Source organism: Geodermatophilus dictyosporus, assembly GCF_900115505.1.
Taxonomy (GTDB): Bacteria; Actinomycetota; Actinomycetes; order Mycobacteriales; family Geodermatophilaceae; genus Geodermatophilus; species Geodermatophilus dictyosporus.
This window is the reverse complement of the sequence record NZ_FOWQ01000001.1, coordinates 439,328-463,516: the sequence shown is the minus strand read 5'-3', so window position 1 is coordinate 463,516 and position 24,189 is coordinate 439,328. Positions and strand designations below refer to the sequence as shown.

Sequence of the window (24,189 nt, the reverse complement as noted above, 5' to 3'; positions counted from 1 at the left end):
GCTCTGCGCTGCACTCGTCCGGGTGGCGGAATGGCAGACGCGCTAGCTTGAGGTGCTAGTGCCCTTTATCGGGCGTGGGGGTTCAAGTCCCCCCTCGGACACAGCACCGCCCCGGTGTTCCTGCAGGTCAGGAGCCGGGGGCGGCGTCGTCTCAAGGTCAACAGCACCTTGTGATACCTATCTGATACTTGTCGCCTCGCCCTCAGCTCTCCAGCAGGGCGGCGAACCGGTCGGCGGCCTGCCGGCCCATGCCCGGGTGCACGTGCTGGTAGACGGTCAGCGTGATGGTGGCGCTCGCGTGCCCCAGACGCTCGGAGACGACCTTGACCGGCACACCGTCGGCCAACAGCAGGGTGGCGTGTGTGTGGCGCAGGTCGTGCAGCCGGATCATCGGCAACTGGTGCTCTCCCAGGGCCCTGCGCGCCCGGGCCACCTGAGCGGTGAAGCGACGGGAGAACCGCTCCGGGTGCCGGTGGCTGCCGTCGAGGTTGCTCAGCACTACCGCCGTGTCGCGCACCAGGTCCGGGGTCAGTTGCCCGCGAGCGGTCCAGTAGGCGCGCAGGGCGGCCACGGTTCCGGCGTCGAGGTCGACGACCCTCGCCTGACCGGTCTTGGTCGGTCCCTCGACCAGTTCCTCGCCGGCGCCCTTCCGCTCCACCACCTCGACGCTGCGGCGCACCGCGATCCGCGCGGCGTCCAGGTCGACATCCCGCCGGCGCAGGGCCAGCGCCTTCCCGCGGCGCACCCCGGTCGCGGCGAGCAGCCGCCAGCTCATGGTCAGGTCAGGGTCCTGGTCGTCGGCCCAGCGGAGGAGGAACTGGGCGAGCTCGGGCGCGGTCCACGCCTGCATCTCGGGAGGACGGGCCTCGGCCGGGCTCGGTGGGGTGGCGCGGTCGGTCGGGTCGACCGCCAGCCGTCCCTGCCTGACCGCGTCACCGAGGGCCGACCGCAGGATGGTGAACACGTAGCGCACCGTCCGGGGTGCGAGACCGCCTGTGCCGTCGGCCCGGCCGGTCGCCTCCAACTTGCGCATCCAGGTGTCGACCATCGGGCCGGTGAGGCGGGTGACCCGATGCGCTCCCAGGTGAGGGTCGATGTGCAGCCGGATGCTCCTCAGGTACGACGCGCGCGTGGAAGGACTCAGCCGTTGGGTCTGTGTCCACTCGGCGAGACAGGCGTCCAGGCGCTGCTCGGACGGCTCGACCCACTCCCCCAGTTCGGCCTTGCGGAGCTCGGCACGCAGGGCGACCGCGGCATCTCGCCTGTTCACGGAGCCATGCTTGAGGACGACCCGAGTCGTCCCGTCCTCACGCTGCACTGCGTACTTGATCAGGAAGCGCGGGCCGGCCCTCGTCCGGTGTTCACTGATCCCGCCGTCGCCCTTGTCGCGTCGCCGCTTGTCGGCCACCCACTGCCCCCCCTCCCCGTCACGGCCGCGGTCGAGGGACCCGCTTCGTCGCCGCGGATGCCCCCTGTAACGGCGTACCGGCGCTGACGCCGCTCAGCCGCCGGCCCGGGCGATCTGTGGATGCACGTCAGCCTGTGGAGGATCCGACCAGGGAGGACCCGGCTGTCCCGTGAAGGCGCTCGCAGATCGTGAGCACCGCCTCATAGTCCGACAGCGTCCGGGGAGGACGAGCTCGACGGCTGTTCATTCCTCCTGCACCTGCAGCCCCAGGGCGCCATCGGGAGGTGCTGAGGCCTTGGTGAACCGGCCACTGGACCACCTGCCTGCCCCACGGATCAGGCCGATCCGGCGACCGCTCGACGGCCGCCCGCCGCCCGGTAGGGCGCCAGCACCTGGCGCAGGTGCTGCCCGACGCGGTCGGCCGGCTGCCCGCTCGAGGTCATGCCCCAGGTGACGAGCGCCCCGTTGTAGACGACGTGCACCAGGTGCGCCAAGGCGTCGACGTCGGCGTCGGCGTCGGCGTCGGCGTCCAGTTCACCGCGGTCCGCCGCGGCGGCGAGGACGTCGCGGATGGCGGCGGTGACCCCTGCGCCGTACCGGTGCGTGATGGCCTGGAAATCCGGGTCGGCGAGGTCCTTGAGCAGGAACGCCAGATGGTTGGCGAACCGGGCGGGGCTGTCGATGTGCGACGCCGTGTCGACGAGTGCCGCGACGAGCGCGTCGAGCAGGCTGCCCGGGGCGGATGCCGCGGTGCGCAGCCGCGCAGGAACGGCGTCGACGTCGTGTCCCGCGAGCGCGAGCAGCAGCTCCCGCCGTGAGCCGAAACGCTGGAGCAGGGTGGCCGGGGCAAGTCCCACCCTGCGGCCGACGTCCCCCAGGGTCAGCCGGTCGGGCCCGATCTCGCCGATGACCACGGCCGCGGCAGCCAGGATCTCGCCGTCGCTGACGGTCCTCGGGCGGGGCATGCAAGGAGACTAAGCGACCATCTTGCGTTAGTAAACGAACGGTTGTTTACTTTGGCTGGGAGGTCTTCCATGGACAGGACACGAAACCGACCCCTCGCCGGACAGGTCGCCGTCGTCGCCGGCGCCACGCGGGGAGCAGGCCGAGGAATCGCCGTCGAGCTGGGCGCCGCCGGCGCCACCGTCTACGTCACCGGCCGCAGCACCCGGCACGGGCGCTCCCCGATGAACCGCCCCGAGACCATCGAGGAGACCGCCGAGCTGGTCACCACCACCGGCGGCAGCGGGATCGCGCTGCGGGTGGACCACTCCCGGTCCGAGGACGTCGCTGCGCTGGCCGACCGGGTGCGGCGCGACCACGGCCGACTCGACGTGCTCGTCAACGACGTCTGGGGCGGCGATCCCCTCACCGAGTGGGACACGCCGTTCTGGCGCCTGGACCTGGGCAAGGTGCAGCAGTTGTGGCAGCAGGCGGTCGTCACCCATCTGCTGACCAGCCAGCACCTCGTGCCGCTGATGCTGGACCAGCACCGCGGCCTCGTCGTCGAGGTCACTGACGGAACCGGCGAGGGCTACCGCGGCAGCCTCGGCTACGACCTCGTCAAGACGGTGGTCAACCGCCTGGCCTTCGCCATGGCGGAGGAACTCAGGCCGCAAGGGGTGACGGTGCTGGCGGTCACGCCGGGCTTCCTCCGCTCGGAGGCCATGCTCGAGATCTTCGGGGTCACCGAGGCCGACTGGCGCGACGGCGCCCGGCGGGATCCGCACTTCGCCTCCTCCGAGACCCCGCGCTTCGTCGGCCGGGCGGTCGCCGCCCTGGCCGCTGATCCCGACATCGCCGCCCGGGCCGGGCTCGTCCACACCAGCTGGGACCTGGCCGAGGAGTACGGCCTGACCGACGTCGACGGCCGCCGGCCGCACTGGGGCCGGCACATCGCAGCAACCGCCCCGTGATCCTCACAGGAGCCCGCCATGACAACCCCTCGCACCCGCCGCGGCGACGTCCTCGCCCTGGCCCTCCTCTGCACCGCGCAGTTCATGCTGATCCTGGACGTCGTCGTGGTGAACGTCGCCGTGCCCTCCATCCGGACGGACCTGGAGGTGCCCGACGGCGCCCTCCAGTTCGTCGCGGTCGCCTACACCGTGGCTTTCGGCAGCCTGCTCGTGGCATTCGGTCGCGCCGGTGACGTCCACGGACGCCGTCGGATCTTCCTCGCCGGCCTCACCGTGTTCACCCTCGCGTCGCTGGCGGCCGGCCTCGCGCAGACCGGCTGGCAGCTCATCGCGTCCCGGGCCGTGCAGGGCATCGGCGCCGCGATGATCTCGCCCACCGCGCTGGCCCTGCTCACCATCCGCTTCGAGGAGGGCCCCGCCCGGAACCGCGCCCTCAGCGTGTGGGGAGCGGTCGGCGCCGGTGGTGCCATCGCCGGCCAGCTGATCGGCGGGGTCCTGACCGAGGTCGCCGGCTGGCGGTCGGTCTTCCTCATCAACGTGCCGGTGGGCGTGCTGGCGATCGTCGCGGCGACGGCACTGCTGTCCGAGTACCGGGAACGCGCCGGGACGCGGCTCGACGGGGTGGCGGCCGTGCTGCTGTCGGGAGGTCTGGTCCCCGCGGTGCTCGCGGTGACCTGGCTGCCGCAGCACGGGCTCACGTCCGCGGTCGTCGTCGCCCTGTCCGCTGCCGCCGTGCTGCTGGCCGGGTTCACCGTTCGGCAGCGGCGCAGCAGCGCACCGTTGGTCGACCTCGGGCTGCTGCGGCGGGCCGGCGTCCGTTCCGGCTTCGCGGCGCTGGCACTCAGCTCGGCAGCTCTGACCACGAGCCTGTTCTTCACCTCGCTGTATCTCCAGGTGGTCGTCGGCCACGGAGCGCTGGCGGTCGGTCTGGCCTTCGCCCCGCTGACCGTCCTCATCCTGCTCATCACGCCGTTCTCGGGGAACGTCGTGACCCGGGTCGGCGCCCGTCCGCCGCTCGTCGTCGGCATGGCACTGATGGCGGTCGGCATGCTGTGGCTGAGCCGCGTGCCGGATGACGGCGGCTACTGGACCGACGTCCTGCCCGGCCTGCTGGCGATGGCGGTCGGCAGCGGGATCAGCTACGCCCCGATGTTCATCGCCGCGACCACCGGCGTGCCTCCGGAGGAGCAGGGCCTCACCTCCGGTCTGCTCAACACCTCCCAGGAGCTGGGACCGGCGATCGGCCTCGCGGCGCTCGCCGGGGTCGCGGCCGCGGTCACCACCGCGCCCACGGCGGCGAGCCTGGCGTCCGGTTACCGGGCGGGCTTCCTCGGCGCGGCCCTCCTCGTCCTGACGGCGACCGTCGCCGCCGCGCGCATGCCCCGGGACATCGGTCGGGCGACTCCGAGCGAGGAGGCAGCAACGACCCCCGTCGCCGGTGTGGCGTAGCCCCAGGAAACCTCCGCCAGGGGGCGAGGTGCTGGGCCTAGGGCTTGACGGTGACGGTGCCCGACGTCGGCCGATCGAGACCCATGGTCATCCGCATGGTGGTGGACTCGCCCCCACCTCCCGGGGCGGAGGCACGGACCTCGAAGGAGCTGGAGCCGTGCCGTGGGCGGCCACACCTGTCTGCACAGGGCAGCGTGCACGAGCGCAGTGGTCCGCTCGACCACTGTCCTCCGGTCGAGGAGGTCAGTAGGGATGCTGACCTGCACGTCCTGCCCAGCACCGTCGCCGTCGGGGCTGCCACTCGTCGACGACAGGGGCGGGACAACCCGTGCCTGGACACCCGCGCCTGGACACCCGCGCCTGGACACCCGCGCCCGGGCCGCCCTGCCCGGGCCGCCCTGCCCGGGCCGCCCTGCCCGCACGCATGCTGCATGGCGGCCTCGCACGGGCGCAGGCAGGAAGGGCTCGCCGGGATCACGTCGGGCGATCAGACTCGCGACGCGGCCGAGAGTGGTCGCCTCCGTCGCAGGCCGAGGAGGACCCGTGCGTCTGCAAGCGGAAGAGGACATCGACGCCGCGCCGTCCGAGGTCTTCCGGTTCGTGGCCACCGAGCACTTCGACAACCATCCGAGGTGGGACCCCTCAGTCGTCGAGATGACGCCGACCTCACCCGGCCCCATGCACCAGGGGGCGACCGCCCGACTCGTCCGGAGTGACGGCGGCAAGCAGACCGAGGGGGTCATGACCGTCACGGAGTACCAGCCGGACAGTCACTTCGCCGCCGTCGTCGACATGGCGCCGTTCCGGCTCGAGCAGCAGGTGCGCTGTTCTCCTGGCGCGGCCGGCGGAACACACCTGCTCCTGGTGATCGACACCCGGGCCAAGCCGCCGCTGAACCTGCTCCTGCCGCTCATGCGACCACGGTTCGAGAAGACGATGCGTGCCAGCGTTCGCTCCATCAAACGGCACGTCGAGGGGCGAGCGCCCCACTGACCGGCTCGGCTGGCTGTCCGGCACGGCGAGACGGTGGCACTGACTGGAGGGAGCGGCACGGGGAAGTTGTCGACCGCACTGCGGATACTGCGCCGGGCCGGCGCGCACGTCAGGGCGCCCACGCGGTGGGCGTCCTGTCGTCGTTCATGAGTCGTCTCGCCGACTCTGACTGGTGTCGAACACCTACCGCTCGGGGAACGGACTGTTGTCCTCGTCCCACGCCTGTGCGGCGGCGAGCAACTCCTCGCGCCGGACCTGGAGCGGCACGTTGTAGACGTAGAAGTCGTAGGGCGCCTCCTCCCCCGCCCGTGGCCGATCCGCCACCGATTCGAAGGACGGGTGGACACGCACGATGAGGGAGTCGCTCTCTCGGGCGCCGACGCTGAACCCGGGGGCGCCCTCCGAGTCGGAGACGCCGAGGTCTCGTGGTCGGACGTCCGCTGGGAGGACGGCCGCCAAACCGCAGGCCGGTGGATCGGCTCGACCGACCGATGACCTGCGAACGCAGCCAGTACGTTGACCTTCGTCGATGCCCATGCACGGGTGGCCGGCTGCCCCACGACGAACTGGCCCATCACGGACGTCGGTTCCTCCGGCCCTCACGATGCGGAGGGCAGCTGCCACGCGCACGACCTCTCACGCAGGGCGGCGTCCCGGACCAGGTCGACGGCGACCGGCCGGCGGACGCGGTCGTGACCGGCCGCGTCAGGCCGGAGGCGGTCTCACCGGACTGCCGAGCGGCCCGACGACGGAGTCGGCTCCGCCCTCGGTAGCCGGGGGGCGAGGAAGCGGGCGGTCTGGCTCTCCGGCGCGGTGGCCACCCGTTCCGGCGTGCCGGCGGCCACGATCCTGCCGCCCTGGTCACCGGCTCCAGGACCCAGGTCGATGACCCAGTCGGCGTCGGCGACGACGTCCATGTCGTGTTCCACCACCACCACGGTGTTGCCCGCGTCGACGAGCTGGTGGAGCTGGCGCATCAGCAGTTCCACGTCAGCGGGGTGCAGCCCGGTGGTCGGCTCGTCGAGAACGTACAGCGTGTGCCCCCGTCGGGCCCGTTGCAGCTCGCTGGCCAGCTTCACCCGCTGCGCCTCGCCGCCGGACAGCTCCGTCGCCGGTTGTCCGAGGCGCAGGTAGCCCAGACCGACCTCCTGCAGCACGCGCAGGCTCTTGGCCACCGGCGCGAGGTCGGCGAGGAAGTCCGTGGCCGCGTCGACGGTCAGGTCGAGCACCTCGGCGATGTTCTTGCCGCGGTGTGTGATCTCCAGCGTCTCGGGGTCGTACCGCGCACCGTGGCAGGTCGGGCAGGGCGAGTACGTCCCGGGGAGGAAGAGCAGCTCCACGGTCACGAAGCCCTCGCCCTGGCACGTCGGGCAGCGCCCCTCGGCCACGTTGAAGGAGAACCGCCCGGCGCCGTAGCCGCGCCTGCGGGCCTCCTCGGTGGCCGCGAAGAGCTTGCGCACCGCGTCGAAGAGCCCGGTGTAGGTGGCCAGGTTGGACCGGGGGGTCCGGCCGATGGCCTTCTGGTCGACGCGCACGAGACGGTCGACGGCCGCAGGCCCCTCGAGCTGCACCGTCACCCCCGCGGTGTCCTGGACGACGTCGTCCGGGTCGGCAGTCGGGTCGTCACCGGCGTCGTCGGCGCCGTCCGTGGCCGTCGCGGGTGAGCCGAGCCGCCGGGAGACGACATCGGCCAGCACCTGGCTGACCAGCGTCGACTTGCCCGAGCCGGAGACGCCGGTGACCGCGGTGAAGACCCCGAGCGGGAACCCTGCCTCGACGTCGCGCAGATTGTGCCGGTCGATGCCACCCAGGCGCAGCTGCCCCGCGGGCTGCCGTCGCGGCCGACCGATCGGCGGCTCCCGGTCGAAGAGGAAGCGCCGGGTCACCGAGGTATCGACGTGGGACAGGCCGGCGACGGGCCCGCTGTAGAGGACGCGGCCGCCCTGCTCCCCTGCCAGCGGGCCGACGTCGACGATCCAGTCGGCGCGGTGGGCCAGCGCCATGTCGTGCTCGATGACGAACAAGGAGTTGCCGGCCGCGGTCAGCTGGTCCAGGACCTTCAGCAGCGGTTCGGCGTCGGCCGGGTGCAGCCCCGCGGATGGCTCGTCCAGGACGTACACCACGCCGAACAGCCCCGACCGCAGCTGGGTCGCGATCCGCAGCCGTTGCAGCTCGCCCGGCGACAGGGTCGGGGTCGTACGGTCCAGGCTGAGGTAACCGAGGCCCAACACGGTGAGCACCTCGATCCGGCCGAGGAGGTCCGCCGTGATCCGCGCCGCGACGTCGGTCGCCTGCGGTACCCGGCGGAGCGTCTCGACGAGCGCGGCCAGCGGCAGGGCGGCCAGTTCGGCGATGTTCCGGCCGCCGACGGTGACGGCCAGGGACTCGGGCCGCAGCCGGCTGCCCGAGCAGACCGGGCAGGTCGAGGTCTGCACGAACCGCAGGACCCGCTGCCGCATGGTCGGGCTCTTGGTGTTGGCCAGGGTGTGCAGCACGTAGGCCCGTGCGCCGGTGTACCGGCCCTGGTAGTCGCGCTGGACCTGACCCACCCCGCGGACGGGGCGCACGGTGACCTCCGGCTGCTCGTCGGTGAACAGGATCCAGTCGCGCTCGGCTCGCGGCAGGTCCCGCCACGGCCGGTCGATGTCGTGGCCGAGCTCGACCAGGATGTCGCGCAGGTTCTTGCCGTGCCAGGCCCCCGGCCAGGCGGCGATCGCGCCGTCCCGGATGCTGAGCGATGCGTCGGGGACCAGGCTGTCCTCGGTCACCAGGTGCACCCTGCCGAGACCGGAGCACTCGGGGCAGGCGCCGGCGGCGGTGTTGGGCGAGAAGGCGTCGGAGTCCAGCCGGCCGGTCGACCCCGGCGGGTAGGTGCCGGCGCGCGAGAACAGCATCCGCAGCGAGTTGGACAGCGTCGTCACGGTGCCGACGGTGGACCGGCTGCTGGGGGTGCCCCGACTCTGCTGCAGCGCCACCGCCGGCGGAAGCCCGGTGATCTCGTCGACGACGGGTGCGCCGACCTGGTGGATGAGCCGCCGGGCGTACGGGGCCACGGACTCGAAGTACCGGCGTTGCGCCTCCGCGTAGATCGTGCCGAAGGCCAACGAGGACTTCCCGGATCCGGAGACGCCGGTGAAGACGACCAGGGCGTCCCGCGGCACGTGGACGTCGACGTTGCGCAGGTTGTGCTCGCGGGCGCCGCGCACCCGGACGAACCGGTCCGTCGGCGAGGACGCGCGGCCCGGTTCGTCGGTCATGGCTCCAGCCTGACCCGCGCCCGGGCCGGAGGGGCACGCGGGGCACACACCCGGTCACGCCGGCGTTGCCCGGACCGTCGGTGCGGGCACCGAGCGGGACGTCACCCGAGCCGGCGTCGCCAGCGGGGCAGCGCGGGGTCACCCGCCGGCTCCTCGTCCGGCACACGCGCGACGCCGGCGTCGCACCGGTCACCGCCACGACGGGGGCGGAAGTGGCTGTGCGGTCCCCCCTGCCAGCGACCGCGCAACGACGCCCGCTCCGCGCACGTCACCCGCCTCGGACTCCCGGGCGGCCGGTCGATCCACACTGCGAGGCTCGGTCGAGACCAGTCGAACAGCTCGGTCAGAACCGTCTGCGCACGTACCGGGTCCTTCCTCGGACACCGCCTCGTCCCGGTCTTCTGCAGGTCAGAAGCCCGGGACGTAGTCGTGCAGGCCTCCGGAGCACCCAGGCCATCACCCGGCGGCTGAGCTGCCGGACCGTCTGCGCGCAGCCGCACCACGTCGCGCCACCTACGGGGCGACACCGGTGCTCATCGCCGGCCTCCTGGTCGACGTGCCGGGCGCCGCCGTCCTCACCGGACCCGACGGCGAAGTCCGGCTGCCTGCTCGCCACCGACGCCACACGGTGGACGAGGCGCGATGACGCTGCGGGCCTTCCTCCGGTGGCAGCCGCAGCACCCAGCTTGTCACGCGGGAGCGCCGGCAGTGCAGGACAGCCCGTCGACGCGCCGCGGGCCCCTCCTGCCGCCCGGTCGTCCGCCCCGAGCGCGCCCGTCGTGCCTCACGGTCCGACGGCTGACCACCGGCCGGCGTCAGGCCGTGGTGGAGAGCCGGTAGAGCGCGGTGTGGTGGACGTGCAGCACGGGCTCGGTGTCGGCCAGGACCAGAGCGTCGTAGCGGACCTCCTCGTGCCGGCCGCGCCGGCCCACGTCGGTGACGCGTCCGTGCACGGTCATCTGCGCAGGCAGCCGGACGATGCCGAGAAAGGTGCAGTCGCTCGAGGTGTGGATCCACGGTCCGAGGGCGACGTTGTGCATGAGCAGCTCGTTGACCAGGCGCAGCAACAGACCGGGATGCGCCCACGACCTCTCCCGGTACAGCGGCAACGGTTCGCCGATCGCATCGAGGTACCACTCGTTCTCCTCGACGGTGCCGGCCTCGTGGACGCTGCCGAACGGCCCGGCGACCGGGTCGATCACTGGCTCGCCGGCGGCTGACACCTCCGCGAAGCCGGCGAGGTCGGGGCGGTCCCCCGTGCGACCGGTCGAGCCCAGGCAGCGCACCTCACCGTCCGCGCCGGTGACGGTCAGCTGGCCACCGGTCACGTCGACGAGCAACTCCTCGCCGTCGTAGACCGGCCGACGGAAGCGCAGATCGACCCGCCCGCCGGACAGCCACTCCTCTCCCCAAGCCGCCACCAAAGGCGTGGTCGTGCGGGCGAAGAGCTCCACCCCGGGCACCAGCGCGCCAGAGAAGCCGAACCGCCGGGCGACGCCGTCATCGTGGATCTTGTTCTCGGCCTCCTCGATGACACGGGCGACGAAGCGGTGCGGCGCAGGGGCGTCCATGTCGCCGGATGCTGCCACCATCGCACCCGTCGCTGGCGGCGCGAGCCAGCCCGGCACAGACCTGAGAACGCGCCGTCGACGAGGTCCCCCGGCTCTCCGCTGGCGCCACACGAGGGATGGCATGGACCGCTGCCTCGCTGTCCGCTTGGCGCCTCGGCCGACAGACGGCACGTCACCGGAACGCGTCCCGCCGGCGCGCCCCGGTTGCGCCGGCCCCGACCTCTCCGAGCCCCGCACGTCACCCGGCTCCGATCGGAGGCCCGGCAGCACGTCCGTGGCCGTGTGCGGAGGTACGGACTCCCCTCGGACACCAGCTGACGGCTCATCGCCAGCCGTCGAGTCGTGTGCGTATGTGACGGGTCGCCCCTCGGACACAGCATCGCCCCGCTGTTCCTGCAGGTCAGGAGCCCGGGGCGCTCTCGTGTCCGGGGCCGAAGAGGCCTCGTGATACCAGTTCGATACTCCACGGTCCGGTCAGCCGTCGAGGAGCGCGGCGAAGCGGTCGGCGGCCTCGCGGCCCATGCCGGGGTGCACGTGCTGGTGGACGGTGAGCGTGCTGGTGGCGCTGGCGTTCCCCAGGCGCTCGGAGACGACCTTCACCGGCACACCGTCGGCGAGCAGCAGGGCGGCGTGGGTGTGGCGCAGGTCGTGCAGCCGGTCGCTTCGGGACACCGGGTGCCTCGAGGTGTGCAGAGTCAGGTCGGGGGTGGCTCGGGTGGGAGCAGGAGGTCGAGCATCTGGGCCAGGGCATCCTCCAGGTCGCCGGCCGGGTGGGTGATCCAGTACTCGTGCGCGGCCAGGGTGGCCGCCAGCACCGCGTGCCCGACGACCACGGGGAACACGTCGTCGCCGGGCTGCCTGCCTCGTGCGAACTCGGCGGCCGCCGCCCGCCACTGCGCGTAGACCTGCGTCGCGTGGGCCTGCAGGACCGGCACCCCCAGTACCAGTTGCGCCCGCTGCAACGCCCACTCCCGCTCCCCTGGTGGGAAGCGCAGGGCCGCCGTCACGGCTCGCACGACGGCTGGGCGGTAGGACTCGCGAGGGTCGGCCGCCGACAGCCCCTCCCGCAGCCGGGCGAGTTCCGCCGGTGAGTCGGCGAAGCAGACGTCGGCCTTGGTCGGGAAGTAGCGGAAGAAGGTGCGCCGACTGATCCCGGCCGCCACCGCGATGTCGTCCACGCTGGTCCGGTCGAAGCCGTGGGCGACGAACAGCCGCTGCGCCACGGCCGCCAGCTCATGGGCGCTGGTGACCGCCGGCCTGCCGCCCCGGTCGCCACTCGCCACTCGCCCCTGTTCCGCCACCCCGGCAGCCCCCTCATCCGGGCACCGCTCGCCCCTCCACTTCTGGCACAGAGTGCCATAACCTGCGGCCCAGATCACAGTCAGTGGGCGGGGCCGGTTCATGAACGGGGATCGCCGTGGGGCGAGTCGAGGGCGAGGTCGCCTTCATCACCGGGGCCGCGCGGCCGAGGTCGACGTCCGCGACCTCGCCGGACTCACCCGGGCCGTCGAGGACGGCGTCGCGCAGCTGGGCCGGCTGGACATCGTGCTGGCCAACGCCGGCATCTCCACCCCCGCGTCGAGCCTGGAGATGGACGAGGAGACCTGGTCCACCATGATCGACGTCAACCTCACCGGGGTGTGGAAGACGCCGCGGGCGTCCGTGCCACACGTCATCGCAGGCGGTCGCGGCGCTCGGTCGTCATCACCAGCTCGCTGGCCGCGATCTACGCCAACGCCGGCACCGCGCACTACTCCGCAGCCAAGGCCGGACTGGTCGTGCTCGCGAAGGTGCTGGCCAAGGAGCTCGCCCCGCAGAACACCCGGGTGAACACCATCCACCCGACGACCGTGGCCACCGACATGATCCTCAACGAGCCGACGTACCGGCTCTTCCGGCCCGACCTGGAGCACCCGACCCGTGCGGACTTCGAGGAGGCCGCGCTGACTCTCGACGAGATGCCGGTGCCGGCCATCGATGCGGTCGACATCTCCGACGCCGTTCTGTACCTGGTCTCGGACGACGGCCGCTACGTCACCGGCACCACCCACGTGGTGGACGCCGGCGGCCAGCTCCGAGCCGCCCCACCCACCACTGACACGAGGAGGACGACCACGGGCGTGCTCGACGGCGAGGTCGCGCTCATCACCTTCGGCGCGCGGGGTCGGGGCCGGGCGCACGCCACCACCTGCGCCCGGACCTCGCCGCGAAGGTCACCGGGGTCACCATCCCGGCCGACGCCGGGCACGTGACCCTCCCCGAGATCGACACCGCACCGGTCAGGTGAGCCGCCCGCCCGACGGGCCGGACACTGCGCCATCCGACCACTCGCGTTGTGACACTTGGTGCCATAACCTGCGACGCAGGTCACACAGGGCTCCGTGATGGGAGGAAGCCACGATGGGCAAGCTCGAGGGCAAGGTCGCCTTCATCACCGGTGCGGCCCGCGGCCAGGGCCGCAGCCACGCCGTCCGGCTGGCGCAGGAGGGCGCGGACATCATCGCCGTCGACCTCTGTGCGCAACTGGAGACGGTCGCCTACCCGATGGCCACACCGGAAGATCTGGCCGAGACCGCCAAGCAGGTCGAGGCGCTCGACCGACGGATCGTCAGCAGCCAGGCCGACGTCCGGGACGTCTCGGCCATGCAGGCCGCGCTCGACGCGGGCGTCGCGGAGCTCGGCCGGGTGGACATCGTGCTGGCCAACGCCGGGATCGCCCAGCAGGGGGGACCCGAGCTGGATGTGCACCGGACCTGGGACGAGGTCATCGGTGTCAACCTGACCGGGGTCTACAACACGGTGCACGTCGCCGCGCCCCGGATGATCGAGCAGGGGGACGGCGGGGCGATCGTGCTGACCAGCTCCACCCAGGGCCTGACCGGCCGGGGCGGCGACGGCAGTGGAGCCACCTCGGGTTACGCGGCGGCCAAGCACGGCGTCGTCGGGCTGATGCGCACCTTCGCCCACTGGCTGGCGCCGCACAACATCCGGGTCAACACCGTCCACCCCACCGGCGTGGCGACCCCGATGGTCGTGAACGACGTGATCGGGAAGTGGATCGAGTCGAACCCCGAGGCCGCGGGCATGCTCGCCAACCTGATGCCGGTCGAGATCCTCGAGGCGGCCGACATCTCGAACGCGATCGCCTTCCTGGACAGCGACGAGGGCAGGTACATCACCGGGGTGACGCTGCCCGTCGACGCCGGATTCACCGTGCGTTAGCCACCGCACGCTCCGGGCGTACGGCGGGCTGGTCCTGCCGCACGGCTCCCGGCACCCTGCATGCCCGCACCCGTACGCGGCGGACTCGACGAGGAGGAACCACGATGGGCAAGCTCGAGGGCAAGGTCGCCTTCATCACCGGTGCGGCCCGCGGCCAGGGCCGCAGCCACGCCGTCCGGCTGGCGCAGGAGGGCGCGGACATCATCGCCGTCGACCTGCTGGACACGGTCGCGACGGTGGGGTATCCGCTGGCCACGCAGGAAGACATGGAGGAGACGGTCCGCCAGGTGGAGGCGCTCGACCGCCGGATCGTCGCCACCAAGGCCGACGTCCGGGACGGCGCCGCGCTCAAGGCCGCCGTCGACGACGGCGTCGCCCAACTCGGCCGGCTGGACATCGTGCTGGCCAACGCCGGGATCGCCAGCTTCGCGCCGGTCGAGGAGATGACCGACGAGATGTGGGACGACATGATCGACATCAACCTCACCGGGGTGTTCAAGACGGTGCGGGCCGCTGTCCCGCACCTGAAGGCGAGCGGCAGCGGCGGAGCCATCGTGCTCACCAGCTCCACCGCCGGCATCAAGGGCCTGGCCAACCTGGCGCACTACGTCGCGGCCAAGCACGGCGTCGTCGGACTGGTGAAGACCCTGGCCAACGAACTGGCGCCGCACATGATCCGGGTGAACTCGGTCCACCCGACCTCGGTGGACACCACGATGATCCACAACGAGCAGACCTACGCCGCCTTCCGGCCGGACAAGGCGCCGGCCGACGTCACCCGGGACGACGTCGGCGAGGCGTTCCAGAGCCTCAACGCGCTGCCGATCCAGTGGGTGGAGCCGGTCGACATCAGCAACGCGATCCTGTGGCTGGTCAGCGACGACGCGCGCTACGTCACCGGGGTCCAGCTGCCGATCGACGCGGGGTCGGTGATCAGGTGATGGCCGGACGCGTCCGGTCGACATCTCGACCGCGATCCTGTTCCTCGTCTCCGACGAGGCGCGGTACATCACCGGGGTGACTCTCCCGGTGGACGCCGGGTACACCCTCACGTAGCCCTTGCCGCGCTCTCGGTACCGCCAGGACCGGGCTCCCGGTGCCGAGAGCGCGCCCCCCTCTTCCGAGGAGCACGTCCTGACCGAGCACACTCCGCATGCCACCGACGACGATCCGGTCGTCACCGGCCACCGGGTCACCTTCGACGACGGCGCGCACGTCCGCGCGATCCGCACCCGCGTCGCTCGCCACCTCGTGGGCCGCACCGGGGAGCTCGACCTGCTGCTGGCCGCGGTCGCCGCCGGCCGCGACGTCCTGCTCGAGGGTCCGCCGGGGACGTCGAAGTCGACGCTGCTGCGCTCGATCACCGCCGAGTGGGGCATCCCGCTGGTCTTCGTCGAGGGCAACGCCGACCTCACTCCCACTCGGCTGGTCGGGCACCACGACCCCGCCCGGGTGCTGCGCGAGGACTACTCCCCGGAGAACTTCGTGGCCGGGCCGCTGGTCGAGGCGATGCGCTCGGGCGGCTTCCTCTACGTCGAGGAGTTCAACCGGGCGCCGGAGGACACCCTCAACACCCTGCTCACCGCCATGGCCGAGCGGCGGATCGCGGTACCCCGGGTCGGCACGGTCGAGGCGCAGGCCAGCTTCCGCGTCATCGCCTCGATGAACCCCTACGACACGATCGGCACCACCCGGCTGTCCACGTCGGTGCACGACCGGCTGTGCCGGCTGGTGATCGGTTATCAGGATGCCGAGGCCGAGCGGGGCATCGTCGGCCGCCGGACCGGGCTGCCGTCGCCGCGGCTGATCGCGGACGCGGTGGCGCTCACCCGGGCCACCCGGGAGCGGGAGGACCTGCGGCAGGGCAGCAGCGTGCGGGGCGCAATCGACGTCGCGCTGATCGCCGCCCAGCTGGCCGCGATCCGCGACGTGCCGCTGCCGGACGAGCCGTCGGTCGCGCCGCCGCGCGGGCTGCCCGAGGAGTACACCGACATCGTCCTGGACGCGATGCTGCTGGCGCTGTCCGGCCGCGTGTTCCTCGACGAGACGCTCGAGACGACGCCGGAGACGGTGCTCCGGGAGATCTGGCAGGACCACTTCCTGCTCCACCCGGCGGCGGCGGAACCCGGTTGAAGAGCCGTCGACGCCGACTCCCCGGTGACCCGCCGCGACCGCCCGGGTGCGAGCCGGACCCGGGGGATGCGGCCACTCCGGCGGAGGCCCAAGCAGCTCACCGAGCAGCCGACGCTCTACGAGCCCTCCCGCGGCGGCGGCGGCATGGCACTCAGCTCCGGCGACCGGCGGCGGACGCGGACGCCGGCGACCCGGGCCGGCGGGACCGCGTCCGGCACGACCGACGAACCGGCCGACCTCATCACGCTGGCCGACCTGGCGACCGAGAGCGGGGCCGACCAGCTCACCCGGGCACGCGCGCGGCAGATCGCCCGCCGGCTCTCGGTGCCGCGCCCGCCGCGCGACCAGCGCTCCCGGCGCGGCGTGGGCGAGCTGGCCAGCCTGTCCTGGAGCGGCGGCTCCGACGAGCTGGACCTGGAGCGCACCCTCGAGGCGATCGTCGGCATCCCGTACCCGGAGGGCACCGACCTGGTGGTGCGCGAGCGGGTGCGGCAGCGGCGCTCGGTCGTGCTCGTCGTGGACGTGTCGGGGTCGATGAAGGGCGAGCGGGTGCGGACGGCGGCGGCCACGGTGGGGGCGCTGGCCGGCGAGCTGGCCCGCGACTCGCTCGCCGTCGTCGCCTTCTGGTCCGACGCTGCGGTGTTGGTGCGGATGGGCGAGCAGGTCGCGCCGCTCGCCGTCCTCGACCTGTTGCTGCGCGTACCGACCCAGGGGCTGACCAACGTGTCCTTCGCGCTGGACACCGCGGCCCATCAGCTGGACGGGGTCCCGCCCCGCGACGCCCGCGTGCTGCTGCTGTCCGACTGCGTGCACAACGCCGGACCGGACCCCCGGCTGACCGCCGCGCGGCTGCCCCGGCTGGACGTCCTGGTCGACACCTCCGGCGAGCAGGACGTCGAGCTCGGCCGCGACCTCGCCCGGCTCGGCCGCGGCCGGGCCAGGTTGGTGCGCGACCACCGGGACGTCGCCGCAGCGCTCTCCGCCGTCTTCACCGACTGAGTCCGGCAACTCGTCACGAAGCGCAGCACGAGGGTGTCCGTCCGTGCTGTTCGGCTGGCCGACGCGGTCCGGGATGCCCTGGCGTCCACTGCAGGCGAAGCCGCCCTGGGTGTCCGAGCCGACGACGCCCGCACCGAGGGACACCGCGCCGGCTCCGGCGACGAGTAGCCGGCGGACCTGCCGGGGCACGGGTCCTCCTCCGTCCAGGACGAGACGTTCCTCCGCACCGGCCGTCCGCCGACCGCTGGAGCGCGCAGGCCCGGGTGAGCGGCTTAGGGTCGTCCGTGGACTTCGCCGACCTGAGCCGGCCGTTCGTCATCGCCCACCGCGGCGGATCCCTGCAGGTGCCCGAGCACACGATGGAGGGCTACCGGGTCGCGGTGGGCCAGGGCCTGGCAGTCATCGAGCAGGACGTGTCGACGCTCGCCGACGGCGCTCTCGGCGTCATGCACGACGGCACCGTGGACCGCATGACCACCGCCAGCGGCAACGTCGCCGATCACACGTCGGTGTCCTGGAAGCAGCTCGACATCGACGCCTCGGTCATCCTCGGCGGAGGGTGGCCCGACGGGCTGCGTCCTCCGCTGTTCGAGGAGGTGCTCATCGAGTTCGGCAACCGTGTCCTCCTCTGCGCCGAGGCCAAGAGCAGCGATGCGATGGGCCCGATGATCGACGCGCTCGAGCGACGCGGTGTCAGCCCGGCGTCCGTGCTGCTGCAGTCCTTCACCCTGGCCGACTGCCGGCTGGCGCGCTCGCGGGGATGGGAGGTCATCTGGCTCGGCAGCACCGACGTCGCGCGGGCCTGCGCCGAGGGCATCGGCTGGATCGGCCCGGAGGCCGGCCACGTCACCTCGACGGTCTGCTCGGCGGCACACGCGGCGGGGGTCGAGGTGGCCTGCTACACGGTGAACCGCCGACACCAGCGGGATGCCCTCATCGCCGATGGCGTGGACGCGATCTTCTCCGACGACCCCCTCTACGTCGCGGGGGACGCGGGCCGTCGCGCCTCGGACCTGTTCGCCCGTCAGGTCTGGCTGCCCGGCATGCTGCCGGACACCAGCCGCGGCCGGTTCTACCCGGACGACTCGTCCTGGGGCTTCGACGTCTCCGACACCGTCACCTCCACGCTCCTGGGTTTCCTCGCACCGCCGGATCCGGAGGCGTTCACGCTGCACCTCGACGTGCGGGTAGACCGGTCGTGCGCGGACAGCCGGAGGTGCTGCGGGTCGGTCTTCCTGAGCACCGACGACCACCCGTACCGACCGTCGTCCGGTTCATCACCCGGCGCCAACGGCTACCTCTTCCTCCTGCGCGGGGACGGCTCCCTGGCCGTCCACCGGGTCGTCGAGGGTGTCGCCACCACCCTGGCGTCCTCCACGGAGGGCCCCGCGCCGACGCCGGGCACCTACGTCCAGCTGCGGATCACCGTCACCGGCTCGGCACTCACCTTCACGCGCACGGACGCGGCGACCGGACCTCTGACCGTGGCGGACGCCACCTACCGCCCCGTGCCCGTCGTGCACCTGGGCAGCGCGTTCGCCAGTGTGCGCTTCAAGGAGGTGGTGTTCACATGACCGACCCACACGAACGCCCGGGCCACGGCCCCGCCGACCCGGACGGCTACCTCGTCGAGCAGGTCCCGGACGGCTACCGGTGGACGTGCCGGGCCGACGGCCGCACCGCCGGGCCGTTCCCCAGTCGCGAGGAAGCCGTCTCCGCCGCCGAGGCGGACCAGACCGCCTGACGCACCGGGAGGTCTGGTGTACGAGGGCCCAGGGGCTCCGCCACCCGCCCGGGCTCACGCGTGTGCGCGCGGACCGTGTCGCCCCTCGGACACCGCACCGCCCCCGGTGTTCCTGCAGCTCGGGAGCCCGGGTCGCTTCCGTGTCCGGGGTCCGGAGGCCCCCGTGACACCGCTCCGGTGGTTCGCGGTCCTGTCAGCCGTCGAGCAGGGCGGCCGCACGCGGTCCACGCCGGGGTGCACGTGCTGGTGTGGACGGGGACAGCCACCTGGCCCGTCACGTCGCAGCGCCCGACCCGCCGAGCGCGGACACGCCGGCCTGGGCGACCACTCTCATCGCGCGGGAGCCCCTCGGTGCCGGGTCGGTCACCGCAGCCGGCTGAGAGCAGTGCGCCCGAGGTCTCGTCGGGTGCCCGGCGTTGCTCGACCTCGGCCGCTGCCGGTCAGCGCGACCGTGAGCCCGTGCCCGCCTGGGCGAGCCGCGCCGGACGGACGACACGCAGGACGCGCCGTGGACCGGTGAGCCGCGCACGGCCGGCAGTGCCGGGGGACGCCAGGAGCCGCTGGGCCACCAGGTGCCCGGAGGCTCCGCCCAGTCCGGCGCCGGGGTGGGTGCTCGCGCCGATGTGCCACAGGTTGGGCACCGTGGTCTCGTGACCGCCGCTGGCGGGGAGCGGCCGCCAGAGGAAGGCCTGGTCCAGTTGCATGTCGCCGCCGTACGGGTCGCCGCCGATCGCGTTGACGTTGTACCCGGCCAGGTCTCCCGGGTGCAGCACGTCGACGGCGCGGACTGCGGCTCGCAGTCCGTCGACGTGACGGGCCAGCCGGTCCAGCGCGCGGGTGGCGACCCCGTCCGCCAGCGTCCGGGTCCACCCCGCGGAGACGTCCAGCTCACCGCCCGCGTCACCTCGAGGCTCCCACGGCATCTCGAGCAGCTGGATCCACAACGAGGCCGCCCCTTCCGGTACCCGGGAGGGATCCAGGACGTGCTGCTGACCGACGACGACGGTGGGGCACGCGGGCAGCAGCCCGGCCTCGGCCTCGGCGCAGGCGACGCCGGTGCTCGCGCTGCCGTCGGACAGGTGGACCACCGGGGTCCGGTTCAGCCGCTCGTCGTGCCACCGCAACGGCGCATCCAGGGCGACGTGCACCTGCAGGGCGGCACGCCCGTAGCGGAAGTGCTCCGCCTCCACGGCGATCTGGCGCTCGACGGTCCCCGGTGGCAGCAGGCTGCCGTACAGGGCGGTCGGCGTGACGGAGGCCAGGACCGCCGTCTCGGCTCCGATCGTCTCCCCACCACAGGTGACCCCCGTCGCGCGGCCGTCCGCGAGGACGATGCCGTCCACGGTGGTACCGGTCATGACCTCGACGTCGAGGGAGTGCAGCAACTCCCGGAACGCCTCCACGAGGCGCCCGGACCCGCCGACGACGACGGGCAACCCCGCGGCGTGGAGGTTGCCGGCGAACAGCGGCAGCAGGAGACCACCGGACGCGTGGTCGGGGCTCAGCCCCGCGTGCAGCAGCCACGGCACCCACAACCGGTCGACCTCGGGTCCGGCGAACTCACGCCGGCACCAGGACCGGCCGCTCGTGAGCCCGTCCCGGAGCCGCTGCTGGGACCCGTCGACACCGTTCGACCAGAACAGCGCCATCGCCGTGCGCACCGACGCCAGCGACCGCAGTTCCCCGGACATGAGCGCGCCGATGGCAGCAGCGTTGTCCGTGACCCACTGCAGGTGCCGGCGGTAGGTGCGGCCGTCCTCCCCGCAGCCGAGGCCGGCCGCCGTCCGACGCACGCTCCGGTAGGCCAGGCTGACCTCCCCGTCGTCAGTGGCGGTGGCGCACAACTCCTCCTCGGTGTTGACGAACTCGAGGCCGCACTCGTGCAGGGCCGTGCCGAGTGCGGCGTAGGCGGCCCCGGACACGAACTGTGGGTGCCAGGACGAGTAGGTGTCGTGCAGGTAGCCCGGTTCGGTCCGCTCCTCCGTCGCGATGAACCCGCCGATCCGCGTGTTGCGCTCGACGAGCGCCACCGTCCAGCCGGCGGTGGCGAGCTCCGCGGCGGCGACCATGCCGTTGATGCCGGAACCGATCACGACCGCGTCGTACGACCGCGTCATCTGCGGGTCTCCTCTGCCGATAGTCGGTGGTCCTCGTCAGTCGGGAACGGGCTCACGGGGCCTCACGTCCCAGCCGGTCGTCCTCGGTCGGACAGGTCGGGGTCGCACCAGCGCCATCAGGTCGTCGGCCGGCTCGACGCCGAGATCACGCAGGAGTAGGTGCCGGTAGGTGTCCAGACACCGCCGTCCCTCCACCCGGTTCCCCTCGGCGAGGTGGGCGACGACGAGTGCCCGCTGGGCGCTCTCCCGCAGCGGTTCGACCGCCACCGCCGTCAACGCCACCTCGATGGCCTCGGCCACCCGCCCGGCTGTGATCAGTTGCCGGCTCAGCGCCTCGAGGGCGTGCAGCATCCGTTGGCGGAGCCGCTCCCGTTCCAGCAGGACCCAGTCGTCGTACCAGCCGGGCAGGAGGTCCAGCGCCTCGCTCCAGGACGGGAGGACGCGCAACTCGTCGAGTGGTGCCGTGCCCTTGATGAGTCGGGTGGCCCAGTCGCTGACCGACTCCACGTCGAGGACCACGTCGTCCCGCAGGCGCAGGGAGCAGTTGTCCACCGCCAGGAGGTCGATGTCGGCTCCGCGGAGCCGCCAGAGCGCCGACCGCAGGTTGCCCGCGGCGCGCTCGTCGCTGCCGTCCGGCCACAAGACGCCGGCGACGTAGCGGCGTTCCACGCGCCGACGCCGGAGGGCGACGAAGGCCAGCAGCCGCTTGCTGCCCTCCGGCACCTCCCGGCGGCGGCCGTCGACACAGACGTACGGACCGCCGAAGAGGTTCAGCACCGACCCCAGCGTCACGGGCAGGGGGTCCATCCCCAGGTCCGCCGACTGCGTCGTTGTCATGTCCACTCCTTCGCCCGTCGCAGGGGGACGACCGTAGGAGGGAGGTCGTCACCGGACCGTCACAACCGACGAACGGCCTCAGGCGACCCCAGGAGCGCCGAACCCCACGAGGAAGCCCTGCACCGCGAGCAGCGCGTCGTCGAGGTCCCGGCACTCCACCACGACGTCGGCGTCCTGCACGCTCACGTCCGGGGTGAGCACGACCCGGTACCGGAGCCGGTCACCGTCCCACTGGACGCGGACGAGGCACACACCGGTCAGCGGTGCGGCAGGTGGCGGTCTCGGGATCGGCCGCACTGATCCCCCGCTTCCTCCGGCCTCCCGCCCGCCGCTGTCCGCCATCAGGTCGGCCTCTCGTGGGCGAGTGCCTCACGGCGCCCGGTAGCGACCGCGTTCGTCGCGGTAGGGGCGCCGCGAGCCTTCCTGGGGGGAGGTCCGCGTGCGCGGTGGACGACCGGGGGTCGCCTCGCCCTGGCCGTAGTCCCTTCCGGGGCGCTGCCCGTGTCCGGTCTCCGGGCTGTCGGTGTACCCGTCCTCCGGGTCCGGCTCGTGGTCGGTCTCGGGCTGACCCATCCCGTAGTCGGTCCCGGGCTGTCCCGTCCCGCTGTCGGTCTGTGGCCGGCTGCGGCCGTACCCGGTCTGTCCCGGGCGGTCCGGCTGCTCGGGGTGCGTCGGCTGCTCGGGGTGCGTCGGCTGCTCGGGGTGCGTCGGCTGCTCGACTCCACCGCGGCCGTACCTGGTCGGCTCCCGGGGGTCCGGCCGGCGGGAGTAGCCACCGCCCCCGGCTGACGGCTCTCCCGGCCCACCGCCGTCTTCCGGTCCGTCACCACCCCCTCCGCCGTATCCGCCGCTGTCGTCTCCGTCCTCCGCGCGGATCCGGGTGTACTCGGCGACGACCTCGGCGACGGTGTCGTCCGCCAGCCGCTGACAGGCGGCCGTCCACGACCGCGAGAAGCACTCCGCGACGGCCTCCTTGCGCTTGAGCTCCCCGATCGCGGCGTGGCCCTTGACCATGCAGGTGAGCGCGTCGCACAGGCAGTCCATGTAGTCGTTGGCGGTGGAGAAGCCGTGCCAGACGGCCTCGATGTGCCGACGTGCGACCAGCACCCGGGCGTAGAGGTGGACCGGCTCGGTCGCACCGGCGGCGATCGCGTCGACGAGACCCTGGACCTCGGCGACAACCCGCTCGACCCGGCCAGGCAACCCGGAAGAGTCCGGTTCCTTGATGAGGTCGGCGAAGCAGGCGGTGGCGTCCTCCGTCTGCCGGGTGATGTCGGCCAGGAGACCGGGGACGTCGTCCGGGTCACACTGGCGGACGTCCTCGTCGTAGTCGCAGTCCCCCTGCCAGCAGCAGCCCTCGCTGTCCCCGCCACACCTCCTGAGACGGTCGGACACCCGCTCGTAGGCCAACTGGAGGTGGTGGAGGTCCTCCTCGTCGAGCTGACACCGCACGCGGTCGACGCAGTCGTCGAGCCGCTGGCGGGCCTGCTGCACCTTCGGCTCCGCAGCGGCGCGTGCCGCGGTGTAGGCCGCACGCGCCTGCCCGTACGCCGTCCGGGCCTCGGCCAGCGCCACGCTCTGCTCGGCGTTGTACTCGGCCTGCTTCTGGATCCCCTCCGCCTGGCACTGCAGGTCGTCGAGCACCTCGGGACTGCCTGCGTGCCTCGGGCGGGCCGGGCCCTCGACGTCGGCCGTTCGGGCGGTGCTGGTCATGACGTCCTCCCTCGGTGACTGAGGCCATCGTGGGGAGGCACTGTCACCGGGCCGTTACCCGGCAGCCGGACCAGGAGGTCCCGCGCCTCCGCCACGTGGACGCCGTGCGCGACGAGTTCCTCCAGCGCCGTCCGGGCCTCGTCCACGGCGCCCACGAGCACGTGCAGCACGGCGAGGTGGAAGCGAGCGTCGGGATCACCGGGGGCCAGGTCGAGCGCGGTGAGCAGGGCCTCCCCCGCGGTGCCGTGGTCCTGGCGGGTGAGCGAGACGACGCCGAGTTGCACCCAGGCCCGTACCGAGTCCGGTCGGAGCTCGGTGGCTCCGTGCAGGACGCGGACCGCCTCGGCGGTCCGGTCCTGGACGGCGAGGGCCGTGGCCAGCGCGATCCGCAGGTCCACGTCGCCCGGCTCGGCCTCGACCGCGGCTGCCCAGGCCGCCGCGGCCTCGGCGGCGCGGCCGACCGCGAGCAGCGTGCGACCCATCGCGTCCCACGCGAAGTGGTCGGCCGGGTCCAGCCGGACCGCCGTGCTCAGCGCGGACAGGCCGCCGTCGACGTCACCGGTCGCGATCTGGGCCATCCCCCGGTGCGCCCACGGAGCGCTGCGGCCCGGGTCCAGTGCGATCGCCCGTTCCGACGCCGCGATCGACTCGGTGTGCCGGCCGGTCGCCGCCAGCAGGTAGCCGAGGTCGGCGTGCGCCGTCGCGTTGTCCGGATCGAGGGCGACGGCCTCGCGGAACAGCCGCTCGGCGTCGTCGACGGCTCCGCGGGCCAGGGCCAGCGCACCGGCGTTGACCAGTGGCTTCGCCGGGGACTCCGGTGTCGTGAACAC

Annotated in this window: 22 protein-coding genes, 1 tRNA gene and 2 pseudogenes; 13 read left to right on the top strand and 12 right to left on the bottom strand. The window is 72.9% G+C overall.

The window, feature by feature from the left end; all coding sequences use genetic code 11:
* The first annotated feature begins 16 nt into the window (after positions 1-16).
* Positions 17-101 (top strand) — tRNA-Leu (locus BMZ33_RS02115).
* Between the two features lie 101 nt (positions 102-202).
* Here the strand turns inward: BMZ33_RS02115 and BMZ33_RS02110 are convergent.
* Together BMZ33_RS02110 and BMZ33_RS02105 are read right to left on the bottom strand one after the other, a co-directional pair.
* Complete coding sequence (locus BMZ33_RS02110; protein WP_091107258.1) at positions 203-1,408, bottom strand: tyrosine-type recombinase/integrase; 1,206 nt, start codon at positions 1,406-1,408, stop codon at positions 203-205.
* Between the two features lie 335 nt (positions 1,409-1,743).
* On the bottom strand, positions 1,744-2,373 hold the full coding sequence (locus BMZ33_RS02105; protein WP_091107256.1) for a TetR/AcrR family transcriptional regulator: 630 nt from the start codon (positions 2,371-2,373) through the stop codon (positions 1,744-1,746).
* Between the two features lie 69 nt (positions 2,374-2,442).
* Here BMZ33_RS02105 and BMZ33_RS02100 point away from each other — a divergent pair, with 69 nt between their 5' ends.
* The 3 genes from BMZ33_RS02100 (at position 2,443) to BMZ33_RS22955 (ending at position 5,766) form a co-directional block, all read left to right on the top strand.
* Positions 2,443-3,324, top strand: a complete 882-nt coding sequence (locus tag BMZ33_RS02100; RefSeq protein WP_091107255.1) for an SDR family oxidoreductase — start codon at positions 2,443-2,445, stop codon at positions 3,322-3,324.
* An 18-nt stretch (positions 3,325-3,342) separates the two neighbouring features.
* A complete protein-coding gene (locus BMZ33_RS02095) occupies positions 3,343-4,773 on the top strand; it encodes an MFS transporter (protein WP_091107252.1) in 1,431 nt (476 codons plus the stop codon).
* 543 nt (positions 4,774-5,316) lie between these two features.
* The gene (locus tag BMZ33_RS22955) at positions 5,317-5,766 is read left to right on the top strand and encodes an SRPBCC family protein (RefSeq protein ID WP_169063768.1); all 450 of its coding nucleotides are present in this window, start codon (positions 5,317-5,319) and stop codon (positions 5,764-5,766) included.
* 183 nt (positions 5,767-5,949) lie between these two features.
* Here the strand turns inward: BMZ33_RS22955 and BMZ33_RS22950 are convergent, their stop codons facing one another.
* The 5 genes from BMZ33_RS22950 to BMZ33_RS02065 all read right to left on the bottom strand — a co-directional run bounded on the left by BMZ33_RS22950 (position 5,950) and on the right by BMZ33_RS02065 (position 11,817).
* Positions 5,950-6,090: a hypothetical protein gene (locus tag BMZ33_RS22950; protein ID WP_169063767.1), complete on the bottom strand. Its 141-nt coding sequence runs from the start codon at positions 6,088-6,090 to the stop codon at positions 5,950-5,952.
* A 398-nt stretch (positions 6,091-6,488) separates the two neighbouring features.
* Entirely contained in the window at positions 6,489-9,023 is a 2,535-nt protein-coding gene (locus tag BMZ33_RS02080; protein WP_091107246.1) for an excinuclease ABC subunit UvrA, read from the bottom strand.
* A gap of 815 nt (positions 9,024-9,838) precedes the next feature.
* A complete protein-coding gene (locus tag BMZ33_RS02075; protein ID WP_136697175.1) occupies positions 9,839-10,651 on the bottom strand; it encodes a hypothetical protein in 813 nt (270 codons plus the stop codon).
* Positions 10,652-11,068: 417 nt separating this feature from the next.
* Entirely contained in the window at positions 11,069-11,266 is a 198-nt protein-coding gene (locus BMZ33_RS02070) for a site-specific integrase (RefSeq protein ID WP_091107242.1), read from the bottom strand.
* 23 nt (positions 11,267-11,289) lie between these two features.
* Positions 11,290-11,817, bottom strand: coding sequence for an acyl-CoA-like ligand-binding transcription factor (locus tag BMZ33_RS02065; RefSeq protein WP_169063839.1), 528 nt, complete (start codon positions 11,815-11,817; stop codon positions 11,290-11,292).
* 178 nt (positions 11,818-11,995) lie between these two features.
* On the opposite strand from BMZ33_RS02065, the pseudogene BMZ33_RS24620 reads away from it, so the two are divergent.
* The 9 genes and pseudogenes from BMZ33_RS24620 to BMZ33_RS22945 all read left to right on the top strand — a co-directional run.
* Positions 11,996-12,226, top strand: a pseudogene (locus BMZ33_RS24620) (SDR family NAD(P)-dependent oxidoreductase); the annotation flags it as partial.
* An 8-nt stretch (positions 12,227-12,234) separates the two neighbouring features.
* Positions 12,235-12,846 (top strand): SDR family oxidoreductase, encoded by a 612-nt coding sequence (locus BMZ33_RS02060; protein ID WP_169063766.1) that lies wholly within the window; start codon positions 12,235-12,237, stop codon positions 12,844-12,846.
* 148 nt (positions 12,847-12,994) lie between these two features.
* Positions 12,995-13,816, top strand: coding sequence for a mycofactocin-coupled SDR family oxidoreductase (locus BMZ33_RS02055; protein ID WP_091107237.1), 822 nt, complete (start codon positions 12,995-12,997; stop codon positions 13,814-13,816).
* 104 nt (positions 13,817-13,920) lie between these two features.
* Complete coding sequence (locus BMZ33_RS02050; RefSeq protein WP_091107235.1) at positions 13,921-14,757, top strand: mycofactocin-coupled SDR family oxidoreductase; 837 nt, start codon at positions 13,921-13,923, stop codon at positions 14,755-14,757.
* 19 nt (positions 14,758-14,776) lie between these two features.
* Positions 14,777-14,872: pseudogene (locus BMZ33_RS02045) on the top strand (SDR family oxidoreductase); the annotation flags it as partial.
* 3 nt (positions 14,873-14,875) lie between these two features.
* Positions 14,876-15,949, top strand: coding sequence for an AAA family ATPase (locus BMZ33_RS02040; protein ID WP_169063765.1), 1,074 nt, complete (start codon positions 14,876-14,878; stop codon positions 15,947-15,949).
* A 66-nt stretch (positions 15,950-16,015) separates the two neighbouring features.
* Positions 16,016-16,948: a vWA domain-containing protein gene (locus tag BMZ33_RS02035; RefSeq protein WP_091107886.1), complete on the top strand. Its 933-nt coding sequence runs from the start codon at positions 16,016-16,018 to the stop codon at positions 16,946-16,948.
* 284 nt (positions 16,949-17,232) lie between these two features.
* Positions 17,233-18,522, top strand: a complete 1,290-nt coding sequence (locus BMZ33_RS02030) for a glycerophosphodiester phosphodiesterase (protein ID WP_091107232.1) — start codon at positions 17,233-17,235, stop codon at positions 18,520-18,522.
* Positions 18,519-18,692: a hypothetical protein gene (locus BMZ33_RS22945; RefSeq protein ID WP_169063764.1), complete on the top strand. Its 174-nt coding sequence runs from the start codon at positions 18,519-18,521 to the stop codon at positions 18,690-18,692. Before BMZ33_RS02030 ends, BMZ33_RS22945 begins: the two co-directional genes overlap by 4 nt.
* A 440-nt stretch (positions 18,693-19,132) precedes the next feature.
* Here the strand turns inward: BMZ33_RS22945 and BMZ33_RS02025 are convergent, their stop codons facing one another.
* The 5 genes from BMZ33_RS02025 to BMZ33_RS02010 form a co-directional block, all read right to left on the bottom strand.
* Complete coding sequence (locus tag BMZ33_RS02025; protein WP_091107230.1) at positions 19,133-20,809, bottom strand: phytoene desaturase family protein; 1,677 nt, start codon at positions 20,807-20,809, stop codon at positions 19,133-19,135.
* Between the two features lie 36 nt (positions 20,810-20,845).
* Positions 20,846-21,646, bottom strand: coding sequence for an AfsR/SARP family transcriptional regulator (locus BMZ33_RS02020; RefSeq protein ID WP_091107228.1), 801 nt, complete (start codon positions 21,644-21,646; stop codon positions 20,846-20,848).
* 78 nt (positions 21,647-21,724) lie between these two features.
* Complete coding sequence (locus tag BMZ33_RS24365) at positions 21,725-21,847, bottom strand: hypothetical protein (RefSeq protein ID WP_280139171.1); 123 nt, start codon at positions 21,845-21,847, stop codon at positions 21,725-21,727.
* Positions 21,848-22,015: 168 nt separating this feature from the next.
* Complete coding sequence (locus BMZ33_RS02015; RefSeq protein WP_091107226.1) at positions 22,016-23,359, bottom strand: hypothetical protein; 1,344 nt, start codon at positions 23,357-23,359, stop codon at positions 22,016-22,018.
* Positions 23,356-24,189 (bottom strand): tetratricopeptide repeat protein, encoded by an 834-nt coding sequence (locus BMZ33_RS02010; protein ID WP_091107225.1) that lies wholly within the window; start codon positions 24,187-24,189, stop codon positions 23,356-23,358. The genes BMZ33_RS02015 and BMZ33_RS02010 overlap by 4 nt, the downstream gene beginning before the upstream one ends.

Bases quoted from the DNA above. Each gene is read 5' to 3' on its own strand.
- BMZ33_RS02105 (WP_091107256.1), bottom strand. From the start codon at position 2,373: ATGCCCCGCCCGAGGACCGTCAGCGACGGCGAGATCCTGGCTGCCGCG.
- BMZ33_RS02100 (WP_091107255.1), top strand. From the start codon at position 2,443: ATGGACAGGACACGAAACCGACCCCTCGCCGGACAGGTCGCCGTCGTC.
- BMZ33_RS02095 (WP_091107252.1), top strand. From the start codon at position 3,343: ATGACAACCCCTCGCACCCGCCGCGGCGACGTCCTCGCCCTGGCCCTC.
- BMZ33_RS02080 (WP_091107246.1), bottom strand. From the start codon at position 9,023: ATGACCGACGAACCGGGCCGCGCGTCCTCGCCGACGGACCGGTTCGTC.
- BMZ33_RS02055 (WP_091107237.1), top strand. From the start codon at position 12,995: ATGGGCAAGCTCGAGGGCAAGGTCGCCTTCATCACCGGTGCGGCCCGC.
- BMZ33_RS02050 (WP_091107235.1), top strand. From the start codon at position 13,921: ATGGGCAAGCTCGAGGGCAAGGTCGCCTTCATCACCGGTGCGGCCCGC.
- BMZ33_RS02035 (WP_091107886.1), top strand. From the start codon at position 16,016: ATGCGGCCACTCCGGCGGAGGCCCAAGCAGCTCACCGAGCAGCCGACG.
- BMZ33_RS22945 (WP_169063764.1), top strand. From the start codon at position 18,519: ATGACCGACCCACACGAACGCCCGGGCCACGGCCCCGCCGACCCGGAC.
- BMZ33_RS02025 (WP_091107230.1), bottom strand. From the start codon at position 20,809: ATGACGCGGTCGTACGACGCGGTCGTGATCGGTTCCGGCATCAACGGC.
- BMZ33_RS02020 (WP_091107228.1), bottom strand. From the start codon at position 21,646: ATGACAACGACGCAGTCGGCGGACCTGGGGATGGACCCCCTGCCCGTG.
- BMZ33_RS02015 (WP_091107226.1), bottom strand. From the start codon at position 23,359: ATGACCAGCACCGCCCGAACGGCCGACGTCGAGGGCCCGGCCCGCCCG.